This window comes from Microcoleus sp. S13C4, from assembly GCF_036700865.1.
Lineage (GTDB): Bacteria > Cyanobacteriota > Cyanobacteriia > Cyanobacteriales > Microcoleaceae > Microcoleus.
Map to the genome: position 1 here is coordinate 199244 of NZ_JAUBPS010000001.1, position 20011 is coordinate 219254.

The window sequence follows — 20011 nt, forward strand, 5'->3', positions numbered from 1 at the left end:
CTTGGTTGCGGAAAACTCTTTTCCTTAAAAAAAATTCTCCAAAAATGTGGAAAATCCATATTTGGTCGTAGATAGAGAGTGAGCGCATCCTCCTATTGGCAGAATATTTCCTTTGTATTGCACCAGTAGAACCTAATCTTGCGATAGACTGAGTACAACAGTTAAGCTTTTGTGCAAGACCCGCACAATGGCGATCGGCATTGTCCAACTCCTACAAATCATCTGTTCGAGTCAGCCTTCTCACCAACTTAAGGTAGCGCATATGACACAGCAGCATCCGCCAGCTCCTCGCCCGCCCGTACCCGGAGCTCCCCCACCGCCAGGAATGCCCCGCCCTCCAGCTCCAGGGATGCCCCCCAGAGCAGCAGGAATGCCGCCCGCACCGCCGCCCGCACCAGCACCAGCACCAGCACCGCCGCCGCAATCCTTCGCCACACCTAAAAACCCGATCTCTAGCAGCGGCGGAGCTCCGACTTTGAAAGAGCTCGTCCTCCGAGCCAAAGATGAAGGGGTATCCGACCTTCACCTCGGCGTAAACGAAGTGCCCCGCTTCCGCACGCGAGGCGAAATTGCAGACATCGGCTATCCACCAACAGATTTAGATACGTTTTTTGGCTGGTTGCGGGAGTGCATGAGCGATGAAGAAATTGAAATTTTCCAAAAAACCCTAGACTTTGACGGCGCTTTCGACTTCGGGTTCGTGCGGATTCGGATTAGTTGCATGGACTCCTTAGCCGGGCCGGCGATGGTGCTGCGGCTAATTCCTGCCAAAATAATGACACTGGAGGAATTGAAGCTGCCGGAGGTCTTTAAGAAAATATCCGGCTACCACAAAGGGCTGATTTTGGTGACAGGCCCGACAGGTTCGGGTAAGTCTACCACCTTGGCTGCCATGATCGACTACATCAATAAGAATAAAGCCTACAATATCATCACGATCGAAGACCCGGTAGAATTCGTACACGAAAGCAAAAAATCCTTGATCAAGCACCGGGAAGTCGGCAGGCACACCCTGAAGTTTATGAGCGCTCTCAAAGGCGCTCTGCGGCAAGACCCGGACATGATGCTAGTAGGAGAAATTCGGGACAGAGAGACGGTGGAAATCGCCCTCAAAGCCTCTCAGACCGGTCACTTAGTTGCAGGAACCCTGCACACCAACAGTGCGATTAAAACTCTGAACCGGATTCTGGATATGTTCGGGCCCGAAGAACAGGAGGCCATACGGGTTTCACTTTCCGAATCCCTAGTGGCAATTATTGCTCAACTGCTGTGCAAAACCACAGACGGGAAGCGGGCTGCTTTCCACGACGTTTTGATCAATACCGACGTGGTTAAGGAATACATTCTGAAGGGCCAGAATGAGGAAATTAATCAAATTATGATCAAAGATACTTATGAAGGCATGACGACGATGAATAAGTCGCTCTATGGCCTTTATCAAGAAGGTCGGATTACTGAAGAACTTTGTGTAGAAAACTCGCCGTACCCGAACGAAATGGCTCAGATGCTTAGAGGTCGAGTCTAAAGGTCGAGTGTTAACAGTTAACTGTTAACAGTTAACTGTTAACTTTTATTGGTGTACTGAATTGAAAGTCGATCGCCCTATTTTGCCAGAATTTTTCAAAGGCATTGCGCTGTTTACACCAGGGGGAGACTTAATCTATTGCATAGACCCCCGCAAGCAAACTCGGTGGCACTTGCAGTTGTGCGTAGCTCTACAGGAGATGCTCGGTTTGTCGGAACCGCCACATTTTCTGATACCTTGCTACACGGCAACCGTTGACTGCTGGCTCGATCCAGGCGATCGGCAGGTGCGGGTTGCTGCCGAGGCCTACCCCCCGGTTCTGCGACATCAAACGCTGCTGAACGCTATTTTTGGGACTGGCGACTTGGTGTGGCATCCCCGCAGCGAAGAAATGTGCGAACCGATGGCAATTGCTACTTATCACCAACAATTCCCCGAACTTTGGGAAAATCACGACTTAGTTGTACAGTATGCCAGCCCCGAAGCTCGATCGGACTTGAGCAGTTCGATAGTAACTCCCTTGTGCTTTCCGCAATCGCAGCAAACTCGGCTTCCCACACCAACAGCACTCACCCCAGCGCCACAAACTCAAGGGTACGTTTTGCGTCTGTTTGTTTCTGGCAGCAACCCCAGCACTGAACGCACTCTGGAAACTTTACACCAGTTTTTAGAGAAATGCCTCGATCGTCCCTACACTTTAAAAGTAATTGATGTTTTGAAACATCCAGAACAAGCGGAGGCAGATCAGATTTCAGCAACTCCTACTTTGATTAAAATCTGGCCGCAACCCGTGCGGCGAATAGTCGGCGAATTGAACGATGCTGAAAAAATAGTGCGGCTGCTGAGCTATTCGGAATTTTAGATTGGGGCGATGATTTTTGGGATTATTTACTACTGGCGATCGCAGTTTTAGTAGCGATGGAATTAACAACATTTAGTAATTCAGTCCTGGACGCAAAAAGTGGTTTGGCGTTCTACTTATATTGGTTAGGGGTTCTTGAGCCGTACACCCTAAATATAGAAGTTCTGCATCCAGGAGTGAATTGCGGCTAAGGCAATGCACTCGCCGCGAATAATTAGGTTAATTTACTTGGCTTGAAAATTGTAGTAAGGTGCGCCGAAGAGCACCCTACGTTACCACAATCAATCTGGCAATCAGGAGAATTGAGAACCGTGCCTGATGTCAAAAAAGTCGATCGACTTAATCAGGCAAACAAACATCGGGAGGGCACAAATTGGGGAAATCCAAAGTTGTCACTTCCAGGGTATCCAACTCAACTCTCCGAATTACATGATTGTTCGTATCAGCAACAAACAAGTGAGGCCCGATCGCGCTCAACCCTGAAGGTTCAAAAAATCGAGCCTTAAGGCCTTTAGCGTCAACCAAACCCGCTGTACCCTCTCCAATCATAGTTCTGCACGTACCGCCCCGGTGGTCGATCCGCTTAATTTTGTGATTATAAGTATCAGCCACCCATAGGTAATTTTGAGCGTATTCAACACCCAAACAATGCTGCAACCTTACCTCATCAGCGCGACCATCTTTATCCCCAAAACCAAACAATTCACCGCTACCGCAAACAGTTCGCACCTTCGGTTCTTCATCTATACCCACAGCGCGAATCGAACTAATTTCGCTGTCAGCAACAAACAACTCCGATCGATCGGTAGACAGACCACTGGGCTGAGAAAAAGCAGATTCTGCCAGATTCCCGTCCACACAGGATTCTCGGCCAATACCCGCATAAGTGCCGATCGTGCCCGTGTCTAACTGCATTTCCCAAATTTGGTGGGAACCCGCCATTGCAATAAAAAGTCTATTTCCAACTCTTTCTAAATCCCAAGGCGAATTCAATTGCGTTTCTAAACCCTTGCCGCTGCGGGGTGAAATTTCGTGACTTTGTTCGCCCGTCCCAGCAACAGTTTCTACCCGTTGAGTCGTAAAATCAATCTTTCTGAGAGCATGATTTTCCGTATCAGCAACATATAGAATTTGACTTTCTGCATCAAAAGCCATACCTTGAGGTGCAAAAAACTCAGCATCTTCAAAGTCCCCATCAGTTAAACCCGCTTTGCCACTACCGATGACGTGGAGCACCTCACCTTCGAGGGTGCTGACAACAATCCTATTGTGTCCGGAATCGGCAATAAATAAGCAAGAACCGACTAAATTTTGTATGACTGAATTAGCAGGCCCGGGCAATACAGTTTCATCTACAGATTCATTTTCCTGACTCATTTCGCCCAAAAGCGCGACCTGTGGGTGAAGCTGTTTTGCCTCCGTTGCAGCGATCGCAAATGCCAGCACTTTACCGGGAAAAGCCAGCGGTGTTGATACAGGTTTGCGCTGTTTTTCTAAGCTAAAACTGAGTTGTTTAAATTTGAGTGCATTTTTATCTTTGTATTCAGCAATTAACTTGCCAACTAACTCGTCAAGTGCTTCTCTATTGCCTTCGCCCGAAACAAAGCCGACGACATAACTTTCAGGATCGATCACCATTAAAGTCGGCCAAGCGCGAACGGCATAGCTTTGCCAAACTTTCATGCCGCTGTCTACAATTACCGGATGTTCGATATCGTAGCGGAGGATAGCTTGGCGGATGTTTTCTACTTCTTTTTCGTTTTCAAATTTAGCCGAGTGAACGCCGATAACGGTGAGGGAATCTTTATATTTTTGTTCGAGGTATTTTAAGTCTGGGAGGACGTGCAAGCAGTTGATGCAGCAGTATGTCCAGAAGTCGAGGAGGACGACGCGCCCTTTTAAGGATTCAATGGATAAAGGTTTCTCGGTGTTTAGCCAGGGGTAGTTTCCGGGGAATTCTGGTGCTCTGACGCGAGGCATGGCATCTCCTGGTAGGGGGTGAATGATTTTTTTACTTCTTTAATTTAGCGGGAAGTTTGGCAGGATGGGGAAAAGGGGAGGTTAAACGAGGGCTGGTGGTACAGGTCGGAGTGCCTGTACCACAACAGGGTGGCGAGAGGTGCGATCGGGCTTCACTGTCCTTCTTGCGTATAAATACTCAAAAAATTCCTCTCTCCCTAGCCTCTAAAAATCTTAGCCAAGATGCTTGACATTCCTGACTGGCAAGTTTAAGCTAGGTCTAGGAACCTTAGCCAAGGTTTTTAGGAATCAGCCTATGTCTAAAATTATCTACGATGTCATCCAGCGTTTTGAGATAGAAAACGGCGTACCCCGCCTGATTTCAACCAATATTCAAGTGATTGAAGGTGGCGAAGATTTGATGTCTTTAGCTACGAGTTTACTCAAGCAACTTGGTTTCTATGACAAGTTTGAAGAGAAGCGAACCTCTCAATATATAGGATACAGAGTTAAGGAGCTATGGAAAGCGGATAAACGTTATCAAGTTGTTTTTCAAGAGCGAAAGGATAGTTTGTTTATTTCTATTCCTCAAGATATCTTAGACGAACATATACTCAGCTTCAACTATTGGACAGAGGAAGGAGTAACGCCTGAACTTATTACAGCAGGAGCAGTGTGGGTTTTACCCAGTAAAAAAGAGCTTTTTTTAAATTCAATTGATCCGCGATTTACTACCATAATAGAAGGGAAAATAAGGGGAAATTTTTATATAAATGAAATTGCAAAAGAATACCTACTAATAAACTCTCATGTACGACGAATAGGAGAACGCAACGTTTATGTAAAAGCTCACTATAAACGCACATCTCCCCCAAAAGTTCCCCCTAAAACAAGTGAAAAATTTTTCATTGAAACCTTAAGTAATAGGGACAGCTACGTCATACTCAGCGAAGATAAACTTTTTCCCTACGCATGGCAGGTTTCTATCAGTTCAAGTGAAGTTCTAGAAGAGTTCGTGGGTCACTTTGCCAAAATTATCATGGAGGCACAATAATGTCTGTCAAAGCCAAAAGACTGGTCAACCCTTACGAAGAAAGAATGCTTGAGTTTCTTCATACCTGTGTAGACAACAACTATAGAATCCATACACAGGTGGGCTTATCCCAAATTTGCGAACAAGTCAGCAACCTTGACTGGGAACTCAAAAAGTTTTTATTTAGCCCCAGTGCTGTCGATGCTCTAATCACAGACTTAAACTACAATCCTTGCCTAGTAGTAGAGTTTCAGTCTCAGTACCACGATAGCCCAGAAGCGAAAAAGCGCGATCGCAAAAAAGCTACTTTACTTGACTTTGCCAAAGTTCCCTTAATTTACTCGCGGGTAAAAAATTGTGGTTTGTTATATCTATCCTCTCAAGATGAGGAAGTAGTTTACAATTTATACACGGGACAAAACAGGGAAAATGCCCAAGCGCTAATCACGCAATATTGCAGGAAATCAGTCGCACCTCAAGTTCAGCTTATAGCTTGGTAACAGACCTTATGCGACTCTTGATTTTGCCCAAATCTACGGGGCGATTGGAAATCGCGACTACGCACACAAAACCCGCCTGGGCGGGTTCTCAAGGGGCCGCGCAGGCGGACTTCGTTTCTCTAGGCGCTGTTTAAACCGCCGTTTTTTCTCCTAACAGCAACCGCCGCCGTTATAATGCCAAGTCGAATCCGTAATTAACACCTGATCCGGCATCAATCCCCTCAACTTCCCAGCAGTTTTATCGCACACCGCCGCCGGAACTCCCCGCTGCAAAACGTGACCAGCCCCGTCATCAAATAGCTCTTCCATCCCCCTATAAATCGCCGTCTTGCCCGTGAAAATGCAAGCTCCGTCATCCGGTACAGGCACTTTGAAAGACACCGAATCTAGGCTTTCTAACAGCAAATCCGCATCCAATTGATAATTGTGTTTGTCCAGCAATCGGTAAGGACGGCGCGCCCGCACTTCGACTTGCCCAAAACCAACGTCTACAAGGTGTTGAACGTATTCTGCGTATGTCAAAGCGCCGGACAAACACAAGGCCCGCAAGCGTTGGTCTTCCTTCAAATGCTGCGGAATGGGGCGAGTTGCGATCGGATCGCTCATCAACAACCTGCCACCGGGTTTTAACACCCGATAAGTCTCTTTTAATGCTTTAGCTAAATCCGCCGGTTCAAAGATATTAAACAAGCAATTTTGTGCGACAACATCTACAGAAGCATCCGGCACTGGCAATGCAAAAGCATCGCCTTCTATAATTTCCACAAAACTCGCATCAAACCAATCATTTTCTTGGGCGGCCATTTGCAAGTTTCGTGCAGCCGCTTCTCGCATTGCTGGAACCGGATCGACGGCAATAACTGCTCCTTTGTGTCTTGAAAAATATGCAAATTGTAGTGCTTCTAAGCCGCCGCCGACGCCTACATAAAGTACGAATGGATTGCCGACTAGTTCGGCGGCGTGAACGGTTGTGCCGCAGCCGTAATTCATTTCTTGCATTTGTTCGGGAATTTTTAATCCTGGCAATTGCAAGGGGCTGCTTTGGACGCAGCAAAGTCCGATTTGGGGTGTTTCGGCAACATCGCTGTAGAATTTGGCGGCTGTTTCGAGGTAGGTCATTTTTTAGTGTCCTAATTTTTGATTTTTTACCGCAGATGTAGGCAGATTTACGCGGGTGAACGCAGATGAATGCACAAAGATTTTGTTAGGTGGCAAACTCGACTTTTTGTTCGGATTTTTGCTGATTTTCGGGGTCGGAAACTGTTGTTTCCGGAGCTGCTAATTCGGTGGTTGGCTGGCTGCTAGGAGTTTCAGCGGCAACTGGTGGCGTTGGCGGTACAAGATTGGGTGACTCTTCTGGTATCGCGGGAGCGACTACTTTTGGTACTGGAGCTTTTTGGGTTATTTCTGGCAGGGTTGGTGGATCGGAAGGATTAGCAGGTTGGGGTTCTTGATGCAAGAAGTTGCGGAACCGATTGTAGTATCCTTTATATTCCTGTTTTTTTGTTTGGGGAGATGCTGTTGGGGTCGGTTCTATTATTTTAACGGGTGCAACAGCTTTAGGGGTTTCTAACGGTGGAGCTGCTGTCGGTGTCGGTTCTATTATTTTAACGGGTGCAACAGCTTTAGGGGTTTCTAACGGTGGAGTTGCTGTCGGTGTCGGTTCTATTACTTGAACTGGTTCTACAATAATTTTCGGCGCTTCGAGTTGGGGAGTTGCTGTCGGTGTCGTTTCTATTACTTGAACCGGAGCAACTGTTGGCTCTAAGCTGGGTTGGGTAACAGGGGTTTCTTGAACCGCTGGTGAGGGTTGGACAACTGGTGTTTTTTCTAGTTCAGGTATCGGTTTTGGTTCGGGGGTTGGCGTGGGTTCGGGCTGGGGGGCTTGGTAGGTGCGATCGACTATAGCGCGAGTTTCTGCTGCTGTTAGTTCGCCCCGCACTAATTTTGAAAGAGGATCTTGACCGAGCGGTTGGAAATTTATCAGTCTGACTGTATTATTAAAGGCGTTTGTGACAATTTTTCCCCGTTCGTCAATTAATTCTAGCTGTACCCAGTTTTTGCCTGGTTTGAATCCTTTAAGATATATAGGTTGCCACTGGTCGATCGCAAAGCTTTCGCCGTTAACTGTGGCTCGAATTTTCCAATCGAGTATTTCATCTTGGGAATTTTCTTGGGCCACTTGGTGCGGGGGGGCATTTGTCAAGTAAAAGTCGAGCAGGATGGGTTGTTCGCCGTAGCTGCCTTGGGGGCTGTTGTACGTTAATAGCGGCAATGTTCGATCGGGATTATTGTCGTCGGTTTTGGTAAAGACGTGAAAGGTGGTTTGAGCAGCCGCACCTTCGTTTTTAAAACTTTCTTCCCAAGGGCGAGCGGCAAATACTTGCAGGGTATGGGTTCCCGGTTCTAAATTCGACAGCGTTACAGGTTGGTTGATGTCGTAAACTGCTGCATAAGGTTGGTTGTCTAATAAAACTTGCAGATGGGGCCCCAAACCCAAGTTTGCATCTTTAAAAATGGGGAAGTCCTTAACTTGGAACTGAACAGACACATTTATATCCTGAAGCACTTCGTCAGGTAATGGATTCAAAATACTAATTTGAGGCCGGTAGATTTCTAGAGCCTTACGCAGTTGTTGAATGGCTTCTGGGGGAGAAACCTCTGAGATTCTGTTTACCTGGGCGGTAGCTGAGCCGCTCTTGTTCCCTGATTTGGGCAATTCGGGATTGCCCGCGCCACAACTTGCTAAACCCAAAATTAATACTGCTGCTGCGAATAATGCCAGCAGCCTGCCTGCAACCGTTCTGTGCCAATTGATGCCAATCACGCAACCATACTCCTAGAAGCCTTCTCATAGGGAACTATAGCCCAAAACCGAATTTAGTATTTGGGAATTGCCGATCGGGAATTCGCCATGCCCGTCTGAATCGGATGGAGGCAGCAGCGGGCAACCCATCCTCTCGGACTCATAACTCCCGCCGCCGTTTTCCCAAACATCTGTCTACAAATCACTATTCCTCCATTACCTTATCTTTGAGTTTTGTAAAGTTAATGGCAGTACCTCTTGACTTTTTCGAGGGACTGTGGAATTTAAAGGCGTTATTACATCAAGAATTGAGCCTTTTTTAAGTATTGTTAACAAGCGATTAATACTCCTCTAGCAAGCTTATAATTCATAAAACTCCCTCAAAAGGAGCAGTCGCATCAAGTCTGAATCAAGGACGCGATCGACCGCTCATCTGGTGAGAAGAGTTGGCAGTACCCCGTCACATTGTTAGCGACACTGGGAAACTGGCTTCTTCAAAGAAGCAAAATGCTTGGGGAGACGATGCACCTGGGTCTAGCTCTGCAAAGAGTAAAGTCCATTACAGTGTCGGCTTTCCTGAGAATCCCCCGCCTAATCAAGCGCGGGGAGTGTCCGGTACATTATTCAGTTCTCGTTCCTTGTCTTACCGAGAGGAGAGTCTTCATGACCATTAGTCCTCCAGAGCGAGAGGTAAAAGCTAGGGTAGTAGTCGATAAAAATCCGGTTCCAACTTCCTTCGAGAAGTGGTCAAAACCCGGTCATTTTGATCGCACTCTAGCTAAGGGGCCAAAAACCACCACTTGGATTTGGAACCTCCACGCTAACGCTCACGACTTCGACAGTCATACAAGTGATTTAGAAGACGTTTCGCGCAAAATCTTTAGCGCTCACTTCGGCCACTTGGCAGTAATCTTCGTCTGGTTGAGTGGCGCATATTTCCACGGCGCTAAATTTTCCAATTACGAAGCTTGGCTGACAAATCCTACAGCCATCAAGCCCAGCGCTCAAGTGGTCTGGCCGATTTTTGGTCAAGAAATTTTAAATGCAGATGTAGGCGGCGGCTTTCACGGGATTCAGATCACCTCTGGTCTGTTCCAACTGTGGCGCGCCAACGGCATCACTAACTCATACCAGCTATATTGCACTGCGATCGGCGCCCTGGTAATGGCAGCTTTGATGCTGTTTGCCGGTTGGTTCCACTATCACGTCCGCGCTCCGAAACTGGAATGGTTCCAGAACGTGGAATCGATGATGAACCACCACTTGGCAGTGTTGTTGGGCTGCGGCTGCTTGGGCTACGCGGGACAGCAGATTCACGTTTCGCTGCCGATCAACGCTTGCATGGACGCGATCGATGCAGGTTCACCGCTGACAGTCGGCGGCAAGCTGATCAAAACAGTTGCTGACATCCCTCTGCCGCACGAGTGGATTTTGACACCGGGCTTGATGGCTGACATCTACCCGAGTTTCGCTAAAGGTTTAACCCCCTTCTTCACCCTCAACTGGGGCGCATACACAGACTTCCTGACCTTCAAAGGCGGTCTGAACCCGACCACAGGCGGTTTGTGGCTGAGTGATACAGCACACCACCACTTAGCTTTGGCAGTGCTGTTCATCGTTGCTGGTCATATGTACCGCACGAACTGGGGCATTGGCCACAGCATGAAAGAAATCCTAGAGAACCACAAAGGCCCCTTCACTGGTGAAGGTCACAAAGGTCTCTACGAAATCCTGACTACTTCTTGGCACGCGCAACTGTCCATTAACTTGGCACTGATGGGCTCTCTGAGCATCATCGTGGCTCAGCATATGTACGCGATGCCTCCCTACCCCTACATCGCGACCGACTACCCGACTCAGTTGTCCATCTTCACCCACCACATGTGGATCGGCGGATTCCTGATTGTTGGAGCAGCCGCTCACGGAGCAATCTTCATGGTTCGGGACTACGAACCGAGCGGTAACGTCAACAACCTGCTCGATCGCGTGATCCGTCATAGAGATGCGATCATTTCCCACCTGAACTGGGTTTGTATATTCTTGGGCTTCCACAGCTTCGGTTTGTACGTTCACAACGACACGATGCGGGCTTTCGGTCGTCCTCAAGATTTGTTCTCGGATACCGGGATTCAGTTGCGTCCGATATTTGCCCAGTGGGTGCAAAACATCCACGCCTTAGCTCCTGGCACAACGGCGCCTAATGCAACGGAAATCGTCAGCCACGCTTTTGGCGGCGGTGCAGTAGTAGTCGCCGGCAAAGTAGCGATGATGCCGATCGAGTTGGGTACGGCGGATTTCATGATCCACCACATCCACGCTTTCACCATTCACGTTACAGTCCTGATTCTCTTGAAGGGCGTGTTGTTTGCACGCAGTTCTCGCTTGATTCCTGACAAAGGCAACTTGGGCTTCCGGTTCCCTTGCGACGGCCCAGGCCGTGGCGGTACCTGCCAAGTTTCGGGTTGGGATCACGTGTTCCTCGGCTTGTTCTGGATGTACAACTGCATCTCGATCGTGATTTTCCACTTTAGCTGGAAAATGCAGTCGGACGTGTGGGGAACAGTATCGCCAGACGGCACAATTTCTCACATCACCGGCGGCAACTTCGCACAAAGTGCGATCACGATTAACGGCTGGCTGCGGGACTTCCTGTGGGCGCAAGCTTCTCAGGTGATTCAGTCCTACGGTTCGGCACTGTCGGCCTACGGTCTGATGTTCTTAGCTGGACACTTCGTTTTCGCCTTCAGCTTGATGTTCCTGTTCAGCGGCCGCGGCTACTGGCAAGAACTGATTGAGTCCATTGTTTGGGCTCACAACAAGCTCAAGGTCGGTCCCTCCATTCAGCCTCGCGCTCTGAGCATTATTCAGGGTCGGGCTGTGGGTGTAGCTCACTACCTCCTAGGAGGAATTGTCACTACGTGGGCATTTTTCCTAGCGCGAATCATTTCGGTAGGGTAAACTACCCCTAGGTTTTGGATTCTGGATTTGGGAAGAATCTCAAACCCGGAATCCAAACTCAGAACCGAATCCCTTCAACTTTGTTCAGGATTCAGGATTAATCAAGGCTTATGGCAACGAAATTTCCAAAATTTAGCCAAGACCTTGCCCAAGACCCGACCACACGGCGGATCTGGTACGGGATTGCCACAGCACACGACTTTGAAAGCCACGATGGCATGACGGAAGAAAATCTTTACCAAAAGATTTTTGCTTCTCACTTCGGCCACATAGCAATCATTTTCTTGTGGACTTCGGGCAGCCTGTTCCACGTAGCATGGCAAGGTAACTTTGAACAGTGGATTAAAGACCCCCTAAACGTCCGCCCGATCGCTCACGCGATTTGGGACCCGCAATTCGGCGCTCCTGCAGTAGAAGCTTTCACTCAAGGGGGCGCTTCTAACCCGGTGGATATCTCTTACTCCGGTGTCTACCATTGGTGGTTCACCCAAGGGATTCGGACAAACGCCGACCTGTATCAAGGAGCTATCTTCTTGCTACTTCTGGCCGCTGTCTTCCTGTTCGCAGGTTGGTTGCACCTCCAACCCAAGTACCGCCCCAGCTTGTCTTGGTTCAAAAATGCTGAATCTCGCCTCAACCACCACTTGGCTGGTTTGTTCGGTGTCAGCTCTTTGGCTTGGACTGGTCACATGGTTCACGTTGCTATCCCCGAATCTCGCGGACAGCACGTAGGTTGGGACAACTTCCTGTCAACCCCACCTCACCCGGCCGGTTTGGCTCCGTTCTTCAGTGGTAACTGGGGCGTATACGCCGAGAATCCAGATGCAGCGAACCATGTCTTCGGTACTTCCGAAGGCGCAGGAACCGCAATTCTGACTTTCTTGGGCGGCTTCCACCCTCAAACAGAATCCCTGTGGCTGACAGACATCGCTCACCACCACTTGGCGATCGCAGTTCTGTTTATCGTTGCCGGTCATATGTACCGGACTAACTTCGGTATCGGTCACAGCATCAAAGAGATGTTGGATTCTAAGGCTGGTTTGGTCGGCGGTAAGAGTGAAGGGCAGTTCAACTTGCCTCACCAAGGCTTGTACGAAACCTACAACAACTCGCTGCACTTCCAACTGGCATTTCACCTCGCTGCTTTGGGCGTAATTACCTCCTTGGTAGCACAGCATATGTACGCGATGCCTCCCTACGCTTTTATAGGTAAGGACTTCACGACTCAGGCTGCGCTTTACACCCACCACCAGTACATTGCTGGATTCATCATGGTCGGCGCTTTCGCCCACGGAGCTATCTTCTTGGTGCGGGACTACGATCCTGAAGCAAATAAAGGCAACGTGCTCGATCGCGTGTTGCAGCACAAAGAAGCGATTATCTCTCACTTGAGCTGGGTGTCGCTGTTCTTGGGCTTCCACACTCTCGGCTTGTACGTTCACAATGACGTTGTAGTGGCTTTTGGTACTCCTGAAAAGCAAATCTTGATTGAACCAGTGTTCGCACAGTTCATCCAAGCTGCTCACGGAAAAGCTCTCTACGGCATGGACGTGCTGTTGTCTAACCCTGACAGCATTGCTTCTACCGCTTGGCCGAACTACGGCAACGTATGGCTCCCAGGCTGGTTGGATGCGATTAACAGCGGTACTAATTCTCTGTTCTTGGCGATCGGACCTGGCGATTTCTTGGTTCACCACGCGATCGCACTAGGCTTGCACACCACCACCTTGATCTTGGTCAAGGGAGCTCTCGACGCTCGTGGTACTAAGCTGATGCCGGACAAGAAAGACTTCGGTTATGCTTTCCCCTGCGACGGCCCCGGCCGTGGCGGTACTTGCGACATCTCTGCTTGGGACTCTTTCTTCCTGGCTATGTTCTGGATGCTGAACACCCTGGGTTGGGTAACGTTCTACTGGCACTGGAAGCACCTAGGCATCTGGCAAGGTAACGTGGCTCAGTTCAATGAGTCTTCTACCTACCTGATGGGCTGGTTCCGCGATTACCTCTGGCTGTATTCTTCTCAGTTGATCAACGGTTACAACCCGTATGGTACTAACAACTTGTCAGTCTGGGCTTGGATGTTCTTATTCGGACACCTTGTTTGGGCAACTGGTTTCATGTTCCTGATCTCTTGGAGAGGTTACTGGCAAGAGTTGATCGAGACTTTGGTTTGGGCTCACGAGCGCACTCCTTTGGCTAACTTGGTTCGCTGGAAAGACAAGCCTGTTGCTTTGTCCATCATCCAAGGTCGCGTTGTTGGTCTGGCTCACTTTACTGTGGGATACATCCTCACTTACGCCGCCTTTGTAATTGCCTCGACGGCCGGGAAATTCGGGTAACTCTGAACTCTGGTTTCTAGGTAATTAAATGAAATCCCCTGCCTTCTGGCGGGGGATTTTTTTAGGTATTTTGCTTAACTGAAGCTGTTAATCAGGAATCTGAGGGCGAGCGCGCTGTCCTCTCAACTTCATTTTGGGTAATAATAGAGAAAAGCCTGAGTTTTCAACATGGTTCAAATGTCTTCTGACTGGAATAATGAGGCTTATGTGTCTCTGCATCTGGTTCAGACAATGCTGGAAATTGCGGGTTTGCCTCGCAAGAGTAGTTATTCTCACTGGATTCCAGAGTTTAAGGTTAAAGTACCTAAACTGACTGCCAATAGTCAGTTAGTTTGGACTCAAAAAGAAGTTGATTTCTTAGTAGAAGACTTGAGTAGGTATATTAACTTTATAGTTGAAATTAAGACGGCTAAAACTAGACTTGATGGGGAAGCTCGCCTTCAGTTAGAAACGTATTTGAAATACTCTAATACAAGATTTGGGATACTGATTGACCCATTTTCAGTAGAGATTTACGAATATACACAAGGGTTTGCCACTCTAAAGTGTAACCACAATATACAAAACCCAGAACAAGTTCAACCAGTAGCAAATTTCGTTAGAAACTTTTTGGATACAGTTAAAATGCGTACAATTGCAATTCATACATCCAAGGGCGGAGTTGGTAAAACTACTTTAGTTGTCAACATTGCCTATGAGCTGGCAAAAATAGGTAACAGAGTTTTAGTTATTGACTTAGACGATCAAGCCCATGCCAGCCTCTCCTTGGGAGTCAACAAAGCTGACGAATTTGACAAAGCTTCTACCTTAGAAGAATTTGATAAAGTTTTGGATTCTTTTCAGGATAGAAAAGAAGTTATAGAGTTTTTGAAAGACTATGACACCAAAAGTTTTAACTACAAAGAATATATACAAAATTCCCCAATTAATAAAATTTTTCGTAAAACAAGCAGTTCTGGGAAAATAGATGTTTTACCCAGTAGCTACAAAACTACAGATGTTGCTCTCGCAAACTTGGGCGGTATTCGGGAAAAGCGACTAGATAAGGCTTTGCGACAATCCGGTATAGCTAATGACTACGATTATGTAGTTATCGATACACCGCCAAGCGCTACTACAATTGCTAGTAATGGACTCTATGCAGCTCAATATGTGGTTATCCCATCCCAGATGGAATATCTTTCAGTCTATGGAATCAGAACCCCAATCGGACGAGCTAGAGAAGTTCAAGAGGAAATGGGAAAGCGGGGAGCTATTCTAGGAATTGTACCAATGATGACAGAAAAAAATGTGAAAATTCATACTACAATTAAGCAGTCCGTAGAGCAAAGATTTCCGGGAATCACGATTCTGCCGGAAATAAAGAGAGCTACTGCTGTTGGGCAAGCATCTCAAGTACGTCAGCCTATTTCTTTGTTTGCTGAACAAAATAAAGGAGCAGCCGAAGTTGCAAAGCAATTCTCAGCCTTAACCCAAGAGATCGTGATCAGAATCAATCAGATTGAAAGTTCAGTAGGAATGTAGAAATGGTAAAATTTTATAAAGGGATTCAGAGTCAGCCTAGCCTTGTGGTTTTAAATCAGATAGAGGTTTCTCAACAACAATCTGGAACTTCAAGGTCTGATTTGAAAAAAGTTTCCGAAAGCTTGAAGGTGTGGGAATTTAACTTGGCCCTGCCAATCGTTTGTATTACTGACGAGGAAGACAAATACCACTTGCTAACTGGCCTACCAATCTATGAAGCAGCAGTTGAAGCAGAGCTTGAGCGAATTTGGGTATTTCTAATTGCAGCTAAACAACCAGAAGCAGAAGCCGCGATTGAACAAGCACTTTTGCAGTCAAAACTGAATGAAAGGGTGGTTGAGCCTCAAGACGTTACAGATTTCTTGGATTTTATTAACAATCCCAAATCTGACCTTACCTCAATCCCTGGAGTTAAAGATGGATACGCAAAGCTGATCCGCGATAATCGTGTTTACAGTTCTCTGGAAGATATGCAGAAAAAACTAGGTGCTAAGCGCGGCTTAAATTGGCTAAGAGCATACAAGCAATCAAAAAGCTAAGCTCACCAGTTCTTGAAGTTTTGAGAAGTGCGATCACCCCGAACCTCACTTCACCAAAAGCCCGATCGCCCTCATCCCCTCAAATCTCGCCATTGACCTGCATCTGATGCACCTTGTCAGCCAACTCTTGGCGGCTTTCCTTATCGAGTGCATCAATTGCCAGCATTCCCAAGTACACGACTTCTTTCTGAGTTAGTCTTGTTGCTTGGGCTTGTTTTTGAATGACTTCCTTAATCACGGAACTGACCGCGATCGCCGTATTAGTTTTTGCCACGAAGAATAATCAACGATTAATAAATTTCCTTGATATTAGCATCCTAGGTCAGATTAAGTACGATAATGTTTGACAAACTACAGTTAATCATGCTATAGTATAAAAAATACAAAAAAGCGATCGCCCCCGGTCTAGACAACTTAAGGTCGATCAACTATTCCTCCAAAACCTCAACCAAATCCTCAATCATCACATCAAAAGTCCGAGCTAATTTCAGCAGCAAAGTAAAGTCAACCGTTGTCAGCCCTGGACAGCGAGCATAATGCTTGACCGTGTTGTATACCACCCCAGAACGTTCTGAAACTTCCTTGAATGTCCAGCCTTTCTCTGCTGCTAGTTCTCTGACTTTAATTCTTATTAAACCCATGCTTGACAATGGGTGCTATAACACCTTAGAATAAATTCATCTAAAAAACCGATCGCCCCCGGTCTGAACAACTAAAGGGCGATCGTTTTCAAAACTTAAATAGACAGTTACTAGCTGTCTGACTTACTATGATAGCATCATCCCAGCTAAAATCAAGCACTTTCGCCTGCTCCAAAATAATTCACAAATCTCCCATCCTGCATCCGCTGGCGAGATTTGTCACAGAAGAAACAGTTGCACTCCTGTTCAATATCTCAGCAGACGAGATTTATCGCATCGAATGCTGTCGCTACATGGTTTACGTTCACGCCAAAGGCATTAGTCGCTTTGTCAGCTACGCCGATTTTCCGCCGATTGTCGGAGTAAATGCGATCGCACCTCAAGATTTTGGCAGATGGTACAAACGGTGGAAAAGCAAGCTAGCACCAGCATTTTGGACTGAATTCTACACGTACAAGTTCAAAAAAGCTGTTTCAGTTGATACGTTGCTGGAGTGGGGAATGTTGGTAGCTACTGTTAAATCGGCAATTTCTGGGGCGGCGCTGCAACAGCTACGAGATGTCTATGCAAAAGAAAAAGATTTGATGGAGAAATTTTAAAGTGCGATCGCCCCGACGAGCAATTTCGAGAATGGGTACAGGCACAATTAAAAATGTAAAACTAAATAGGGAGAAAAGTTTGAATGGCTGAGAATACCGTGAAAGTAGACATCTCATTTCAATCACTGCTAGAAGCAATTTCGTCACTGGAAATTGCTGAAAAACAGAAGCTTTGGGAACTGTTGGAAGCTGAATTATTCCCGGATGACGAAGATTCTCCAGAAGATATTGCTGAAATTGAGGCCGCCCGTGCTGATTACAAAGCCGGTGAATACACCAAATTCCACCAATACACGACTCAACGGGCAAGAAAGTCAACATGACTTATACAATCATTATACCCAAAGCTGTGCAAAAGCAGCTAGATGCCTTGCCTGATGATGTTTACGAGCGTATCGCTGTCAAAGTGCAGCAACTTGCGGAAAACCCGCGCCCAGATGGAGTGGTTAAACTGAAAGGTTCTGAAAATGAATACCGTATTCGCATCGGTGATTATCGCGTTCGTTATGAAATTGAAGATCAAGAACTCAGGATTTTGCTGTTGCAATGCAAACATCGGAAGGAAGTTTACAGAGGAGGTTGACTCCTCACCCACTATCTCACCCATTCCAAGCAGTTGGCAATATTGTTAGCCGAACTCGACGAATTAAAGGAGGAAGATTCATGAATCGATACAGTATGATCGTCCAATGGTCTGACGAGGATCAACTTTTCCTCGTGACGATTCCAGAGTTTGCCGATCGCGTTGTCATGCCCTGTACCCACGGCCAAACCCGCGAAGAAGCCATCCGACATGGCGAAGAAGTGCTCGAAATGTATCTAGAAGCTTGGCAGGAAGAAGGTGAACCCATCCCCGCACCTAGCATTCTTCAAATCGCCTAGAAAACCTCATCCTCGATTCCCAGCCACCATTCCCCCAGATTCATTAAATCTTTGTGAATGTCCGTAAGTTCTGTCATATACTCTTCAGCAGAAATCTCCGATCGCCTTTCTTGCAATTTTTTGAGTCGCAGTTGCACCAACAGCCAAGGTTTGGAAATCCCGTCCTTTGCTTCGATATATTTGGCTAGATCGTTGCTGTCCATAGTTATTGGTTATTTGTTATTGGTTATATCATTTCCGGTTGTATCGGAAATGATATAACCGCAGAGAACGCAGAGAACGCAGGGAAATTAGAGGAAAAGAAGAGAGAGAGATGAATAATTACGATGCCAACTGGCTTAATATTATAGGACTTTTGAAACGGTTTAAAAAAGCTCTGATTTTTCCCAGTCGGTTTCAACCGACTCGCAGCTTTGAGCCAGGGGTTTCAACCCCTGGCGGACTAACGGACTGGCGGAATTTTCAGGTAAGATGTCTCCCGCAAACATCCTTTACCTATAATCGGAAGTCTGAATGTTCTTCAACTTCGCAGCATATTTCATGCCGTATTCCGGGCGACAGAAGCGATCGATCTGAGACTCAAAGAAAGCTCGATTTGCCTTCAAATGCTTTGGATTAGGGTCATCTAAAGGATACAAAAGAGCAGTCCGCAAAGCTTGAATCACCGCCGAAGTAACGCAGTACATCGATCGCTGAAATGTCACCCCAATTTGATTGAGGATATCATCTTCGCCGCGACAGCGCTGTTTGTAGAAATCCATCAAATAAGGTGGCAGGAAATGCAGCATATCTTGTGCTAGCAAAGTCGGCGGAATCCCCGCCGTACCTACCGGGAATTTGTCTGCATACAAAACTCCGAAGTGGAAGTCTTTTTGGTCGTCAGGAACTTCCTTAGCTTGAGCGTTGTAAGATTTGGTGCCTCGGAATGGCGAAGTGCGGTAAAATACAGCTTCCACGTAAGGTAACGCTGCTTCATAAAGCCAAGTGAAACCTTTAGATTTCGGGATGATTTCGTAGGTTTCGCCGTCGATGTAAACGTGGTGGTAAATCGGGCGTCCGGCGATCGCAAATATGCCATTTACTATGAAATCCATCGCCTGCGGGACTGTGGTAATTTTCCCTTCGTCGTACAAGTCGGAAACCTCAAAAAACACCGGGGCCATGACTTCCCAGAATAAACCGAGATTGCTGTAATAAGACATTTGGCGGCACTGTTCTAAAAACATTTCTGGAAATGCTTTGTGCAGTGCCAGCATGAACGGGTCTTTTTTGAAGTAAGCTTTAATTGCCCGATCGGCATTAGCCTTATATTCGTCACTGTCCAAATAAGGATCGAATTGATTGGTCGGCACGTACAAGCCCCGGTGCCAAAGCATTGCCCTCATGCACTCTTCGGCAAATTCCATGTTAATGCGATCGTGCCACAAATGGTGAAACAGCCGCGGCATTTTACCAGTTTCACCCTTCTCCATGAACTCCAAAAGTTCCGGGTGAACACTTCCAGTCCCGCGCCATATCCGCAAATCTGCACCGTCGCCTGCATAGTGATTTTGTAAATCTAAATACTCTTGAGGTAAAAAGTATTTAAAGAATGGAAGTGGCTGTAAAAATACCCGTTCGGCGATGTAAAGCAAATCCCGCCAGTAGAAATCCATCGGCACTGCGTAAGCTTTCCAGATAGCAATGATTTGCATCAGATTTTCAGGCGTATCTGGAATCATCGCGCCGCCAGCTTCCAGCCTGTGAATTACTTCGGCAAATTCGTGTTTGGAAGGAGGTAGTTTAGTTGCTGGTTTATTAGGGGTTTGTACCATTGTTTCTTCCTTTGATTCAGTGAATCTAAA

The 20011-nt window shown here is 46.9% G+C and carries 19 protein-coding genes; 12 read left to right on the forward strand and 7 right to left on the reverse strand.

Going from position 1 to position 20011, the window contains the following annotated elements:
* The first annotated feature begins 262 nt into the window (after positions 1-262).
* Positions 263-1525: a type IV pilus twitching motility protein PilT gene (locus QT996_RS00865; protein ID WP_333044101.1), complete on the forward strand. Its 1263-nt coding sequence runs from the start codon at positions 263-265 to the stop codon at positions 1523-1525.
* Between the two features lie 61 nt (positions 1526-1586).
* On the forward strand, positions 1587-2387 hold the full coding sequence (locus QT996_RS00870; RefSeq protein WP_333044003.1) for a circadian clock KaiB family protein: 801 nt from the start codon (positions 1587-1589) through the stop codon (positions 2385-2387).
* Positions 2388-2726: 339 nt separating this feature from the next.
* On the opposite strand, the gene QT996_RS00875 is transcribed toward QT996_RS00870, so the two are convergent.
* Positions 2727-4367, reverse strand: a complete 1641-nt coding sequence (locus QT996_RS00875; protein ID WP_333044005.1) for a thioredoxin-like domain-containing protein — start codon at positions 4365-4367, stop codon at positions 2727-2729.
* 295 nt (positions 4368-4662) lie between these two features.
* On the opposite strand from QT996_RS00875, the gene QT996_RS00880 reads away from it, so the two are divergent.
* Both QT996_RS00880 and QT996_RS00885 read left to right on the forward strand, forming a co-directional pair.
* Complete coding sequence (locus QT996_RS00880) at positions 4663-5400, forward strand: hypothetical protein (protein WP_333044006.1); 738 nt, start codon at positions 4663-4665, stop codon at positions 5398-5400.
* A complete protein-coding gene (locus tag QT996_RS00885) occupies positions 5400-5879 on the forward strand; it encodes a DUF2726 domain-containing protein (protein WP_333044008.1) in 480 nt (159 codons plus the stop codon). Before QT996_RS00880 ends, QT996_RS00885 begins: the two co-directional genes overlap by 1 nt.
* Before the next feature lie 150 nt (positions 5880-6029).
* Here QT996_RS00885 and arsM read toward each other — a convergent pair whose 3' ends face one another.
* Together arsM and QT996_RS00895 are read right to left on the reverse strand one after the other, a co-directional pair.
* Positions 6030-6998, reverse strand: coding sequence for an arsenosugar biosynthesis arsenite methyltransferase ArsM (gene arsM / locus QT996_RS00890; RefSeq protein WP_333044010.1), 969 nt, complete (start codon positions 6996-6998; stop codon positions 6030-6032).
* A gap of 85 nt (positions 6999-7083) precedes the next feature.
* A complete protein-coding gene (locus QT996_RS00895) occupies positions 7084-8706 on the reverse strand; it encodes a hypothetical protein (RefSeq protein WP_333044012.1) in 1623 nt (540 codons plus the stop codon).
* A gap of 642 nt (positions 8707-9348) precedes the next feature.
* On the opposite strand from QT996_RS00895, the gene psaA reads away from it, so the two are divergent.
* The 4 genes from psaA to QT996_RS00915 all read left to right on the forward strand — a co-directional run bounded on the left by psaA (position 9349) and on the right by QT996_RS00915 (position 16045).
* Positions 9349-11643, forward strand: coding sequence for a photosystem I core protein PsaA (psaA, locus tag QT996_RS00900; protein ID WP_333044014.1), 2295 nt, complete (start codon positions 9349-9351; stop codon positions 11641-11643).
* 110 nt (positions 11644-11753) lie between these two features.
* Positions 11754-13982: a photosystem I core protein PsaB gene (gene psaB / locus QT996_RS00905; RefSeq protein WP_333044016.1), complete on the forward strand. Its 2229-nt coding sequence runs from the start codon at positions 11754-11756 to the stop codon at positions 13980-13982.
* A gap of 168 nt (positions 13983-14150) precedes the next feature.
* A complete protein-coding gene (locus QT996_RS00910) occupies positions 14151-15506 on the forward strand; it encodes an AAA family ATPase (protein ID WP_333044017.1) in 1356 nt (451 codons plus the stop codon).
* Between the two features lie 2 nt (positions 15507-15508).
* Positions 15509-16045, forward strand: a complete 537-nt coding sequence (locus QT996_RS00915) for a hypothetical protein (protein WP_333044018.1) — start codon at positions 15509-15511, stop codon at positions 16043-16045.
* 79 nt (positions 16046-16124) lie between these two features.
* Here QT996_RS00915 and QT996_RS00920 read toward each other — a convergent pair whose 3' ends face one another.
* On the reverse strand, positions 16125-16319 hold the full coding sequence (locus QT996_RS00920) for a hypothetical protein (protein ID WP_236506337.1): 195 nt from the start codon (positions 16317-16319) through the stop codon (positions 16125-16127).
* A gap of 154 nt (positions 16320-16473) precedes the next feature.
* Complete coding sequence (locus QT996_RS00925) at positions 16474-16686, reverse strand: helix-turn-helix transcriptional regulator (RefSeq protein WP_333044019.1); 213 nt, start codon at positions 16684-16686, stop codon at positions 16474-16476.
* A gap of 128 nt (positions 16687-16814) precedes the next feature.
* On the opposite strand from QT996_RS00925, the gene QT996_RS00930 reads away from it, so the two are divergent.
* The 4 genes from QT996_RS00930 to QT996_RS00945 all read left to right on the forward strand — a co-directional run bounded on the left by QT996_RS00930 (position 16815) and on the right by QT996_RS00945 (position 18167).
* Positions 16815-17285, forward strand: coding sequence for a hypothetical protein (locus QT996_RS00930; protein WP_333044020.1), 471 nt, complete (start codon positions 16815-16817; stop codon positions 17283-17285).
* Positions 17286-17368: 83 nt separating this feature from the next.
* Positions 17369-17608, forward strand: coding sequence for a hypothetical protein (locus tag QT996_RS00935; RefSeq protein WP_333044021.1), 240 nt, complete (start codon positions 17369-17371; stop codon positions 17606-17608).
* Positions 17605-17868 (forward strand): type II toxin-antitoxin system RelE/ParE family toxin, encoded by a 264-nt coding sequence (locus tag QT996_RS00940; protein WP_333044022.1) that lies wholly within the window; start codon positions 17605-17607, stop codon positions 17866-17868. Before QT996_RS00935 ends, QT996_RS00940 begins: the two co-directional genes overlap by 4 nt.
* A gap of 80 nt (positions 17869-17948) precedes the next feature.
* Positions 17949-18167, forward strand: a complete 219-nt coding sequence (locus QT996_RS00945) for a type II toxin-antitoxin system HicB family antitoxin (protein ID WP_242717443.1) — start codon at positions 17949-17951, stop codon at positions 18165-18167.
* Here the strand turns inward: QT996_RS00945 and QT996_RS00950 are convergent.
* Both QT996_RS00950 and QT996_RS00955 read right to left on the reverse strand, forming a co-directional pair.
* The gene (locus tag QT996_RS00950; protein WP_333044023.1) at positions 18164-18370 is read right to left on the reverse strand and encodes a hypothetical protein; all 207 of its coding nucleotides are present in this window, start codon (positions 18368-18370) and stop codon (positions 18164-18166) included. The genes QT996_RS00945 and QT996_RS00950 overlap by 4 nt on opposite strands.
* A 288-nt stretch (positions 18371-18658) precedes the next feature.
* Entirely contained in the window at positions 18659-19981 is a 1323-nt protein-coding gene (locus tag QT996_RS00955) for a CO2 hydration protein (protein WP_333044024.1), read from the reverse strand.
* Between the last annotated feature and the right edge of the window lie 30 nt (positions 19982-20011).

Excerpts from the sequence above, each read along its gene's own strand:
- psaB (WP_333044016.1), top strand. The coding sequence starts at position 11,754 with ATGGCAACGAAATTTCCAAAATTTAGCCAAGACCTTGCCCAAGACCCG.
- QT996_RS00955 (WP_333044024.1), bottom strand. The coding sequence starts at position 19,981 with ATGGTACAAACCCCTAATAAACCAGCAACTAAACTACCTCCTTCCAAA.
- arsM (WP_333044010.1), bottom strand. The coding sequence starts at position 6,998 with ATGACCTACCTCGAAACAGCCGCCAAATTCTACAGCGATGTTGCCGAA.
- QT996_RS00875 (WP_333044005.1), bottom strand. The coding sequence starts at position 4,367 with ATGCCTCGCGTCAGAGCACCAGAATTCCCCGGAAACTACCCCTGGCTA.
- QT996_RS00930 (WP_333044020.1), top strand. The coding sequence starts at position 16,815 with ATGATAGCATCATCCCAGCTAAAATCAAGCACTTTCGCCTGCTCCAAA.
- QT996_RS00925 (WP_333044019.1), bottom strand. The coding sequence starts at position 16,686 with ATGGGTTTAATAAGAATTAAAGTCAGAGAACTAGCAGCAGAGAAAGGC.
- QT996_RS00915 (WP_333044018.1), top strand. The coding sequence starts at position 15,509 with ATGGTAAAATTTTATAAAGGGATTCAGAGTCAGCCTAGCCTTGTGGTT.
- psaA (WP_333044014.1), top strand. The coding sequence starts at position 9,349 with ATGACCATTAGTCCTCCAGAGCGAGAGGTAAAAGCTAGGGTAGTAGTC.
- QT996_RS00940 (WP_333044022.1), top strand. The coding sequence starts at position 17,605 with ATGACTTATACAATCATTATACCCAAAGCTGTGCAAAAGCAGCTAGAT.
- QT996_RS00885 (WP_333044008.1), top strand. The coding sequence starts at position 5,400 with ATGTCTGTCAAAGCCAAAAGACTGGTCAACCCTTACGAAGAAAGAATG.
- QT996_RS00935 (WP_333044021.1), top strand. The coding sequence starts at position 17,369 with ATGGCTGAGAATACCGTGAAAGTAGACATCTCATTTCAATCACTGCTA.
- QT996_RS00945 (WP_242717443.1), top strand. The coding sequence starts at position 17,949 with ATGAATCGATACAGTATGATCGTCCAATGGTCTGACGAGGATCAACTT.
- QT996_RS00880 (WP_333044006.1), top strand. The coding sequence starts at position 4,663 with ATGTCTAAAATTATCTACGATGTCATCCAGCGTTTTGAGATAGAAAAC.
- QT996_RS00950 (WP_333044023.1), bottom strand. The coding sequence starts at position 18,370 with ATGGACAGCAACGATCTAGCCAAATATATCGAAGCAAAGGACGGGATT.
- QT996_RS00865 (WP_333044101.1), top strand. The coding sequence starts at position 263 with ATGACACAGCAGCATCCGCCAGCTCCTCGCCCGCCCGTACCCGGAGCT.
- QT996_RS00910 (WP_333044017.1), top strand. The coding sequence starts at position 14,151 with ATGGTTCAAATGTCTTCTGACTGGAATAATGAGGCTTATGTGTCTCTG.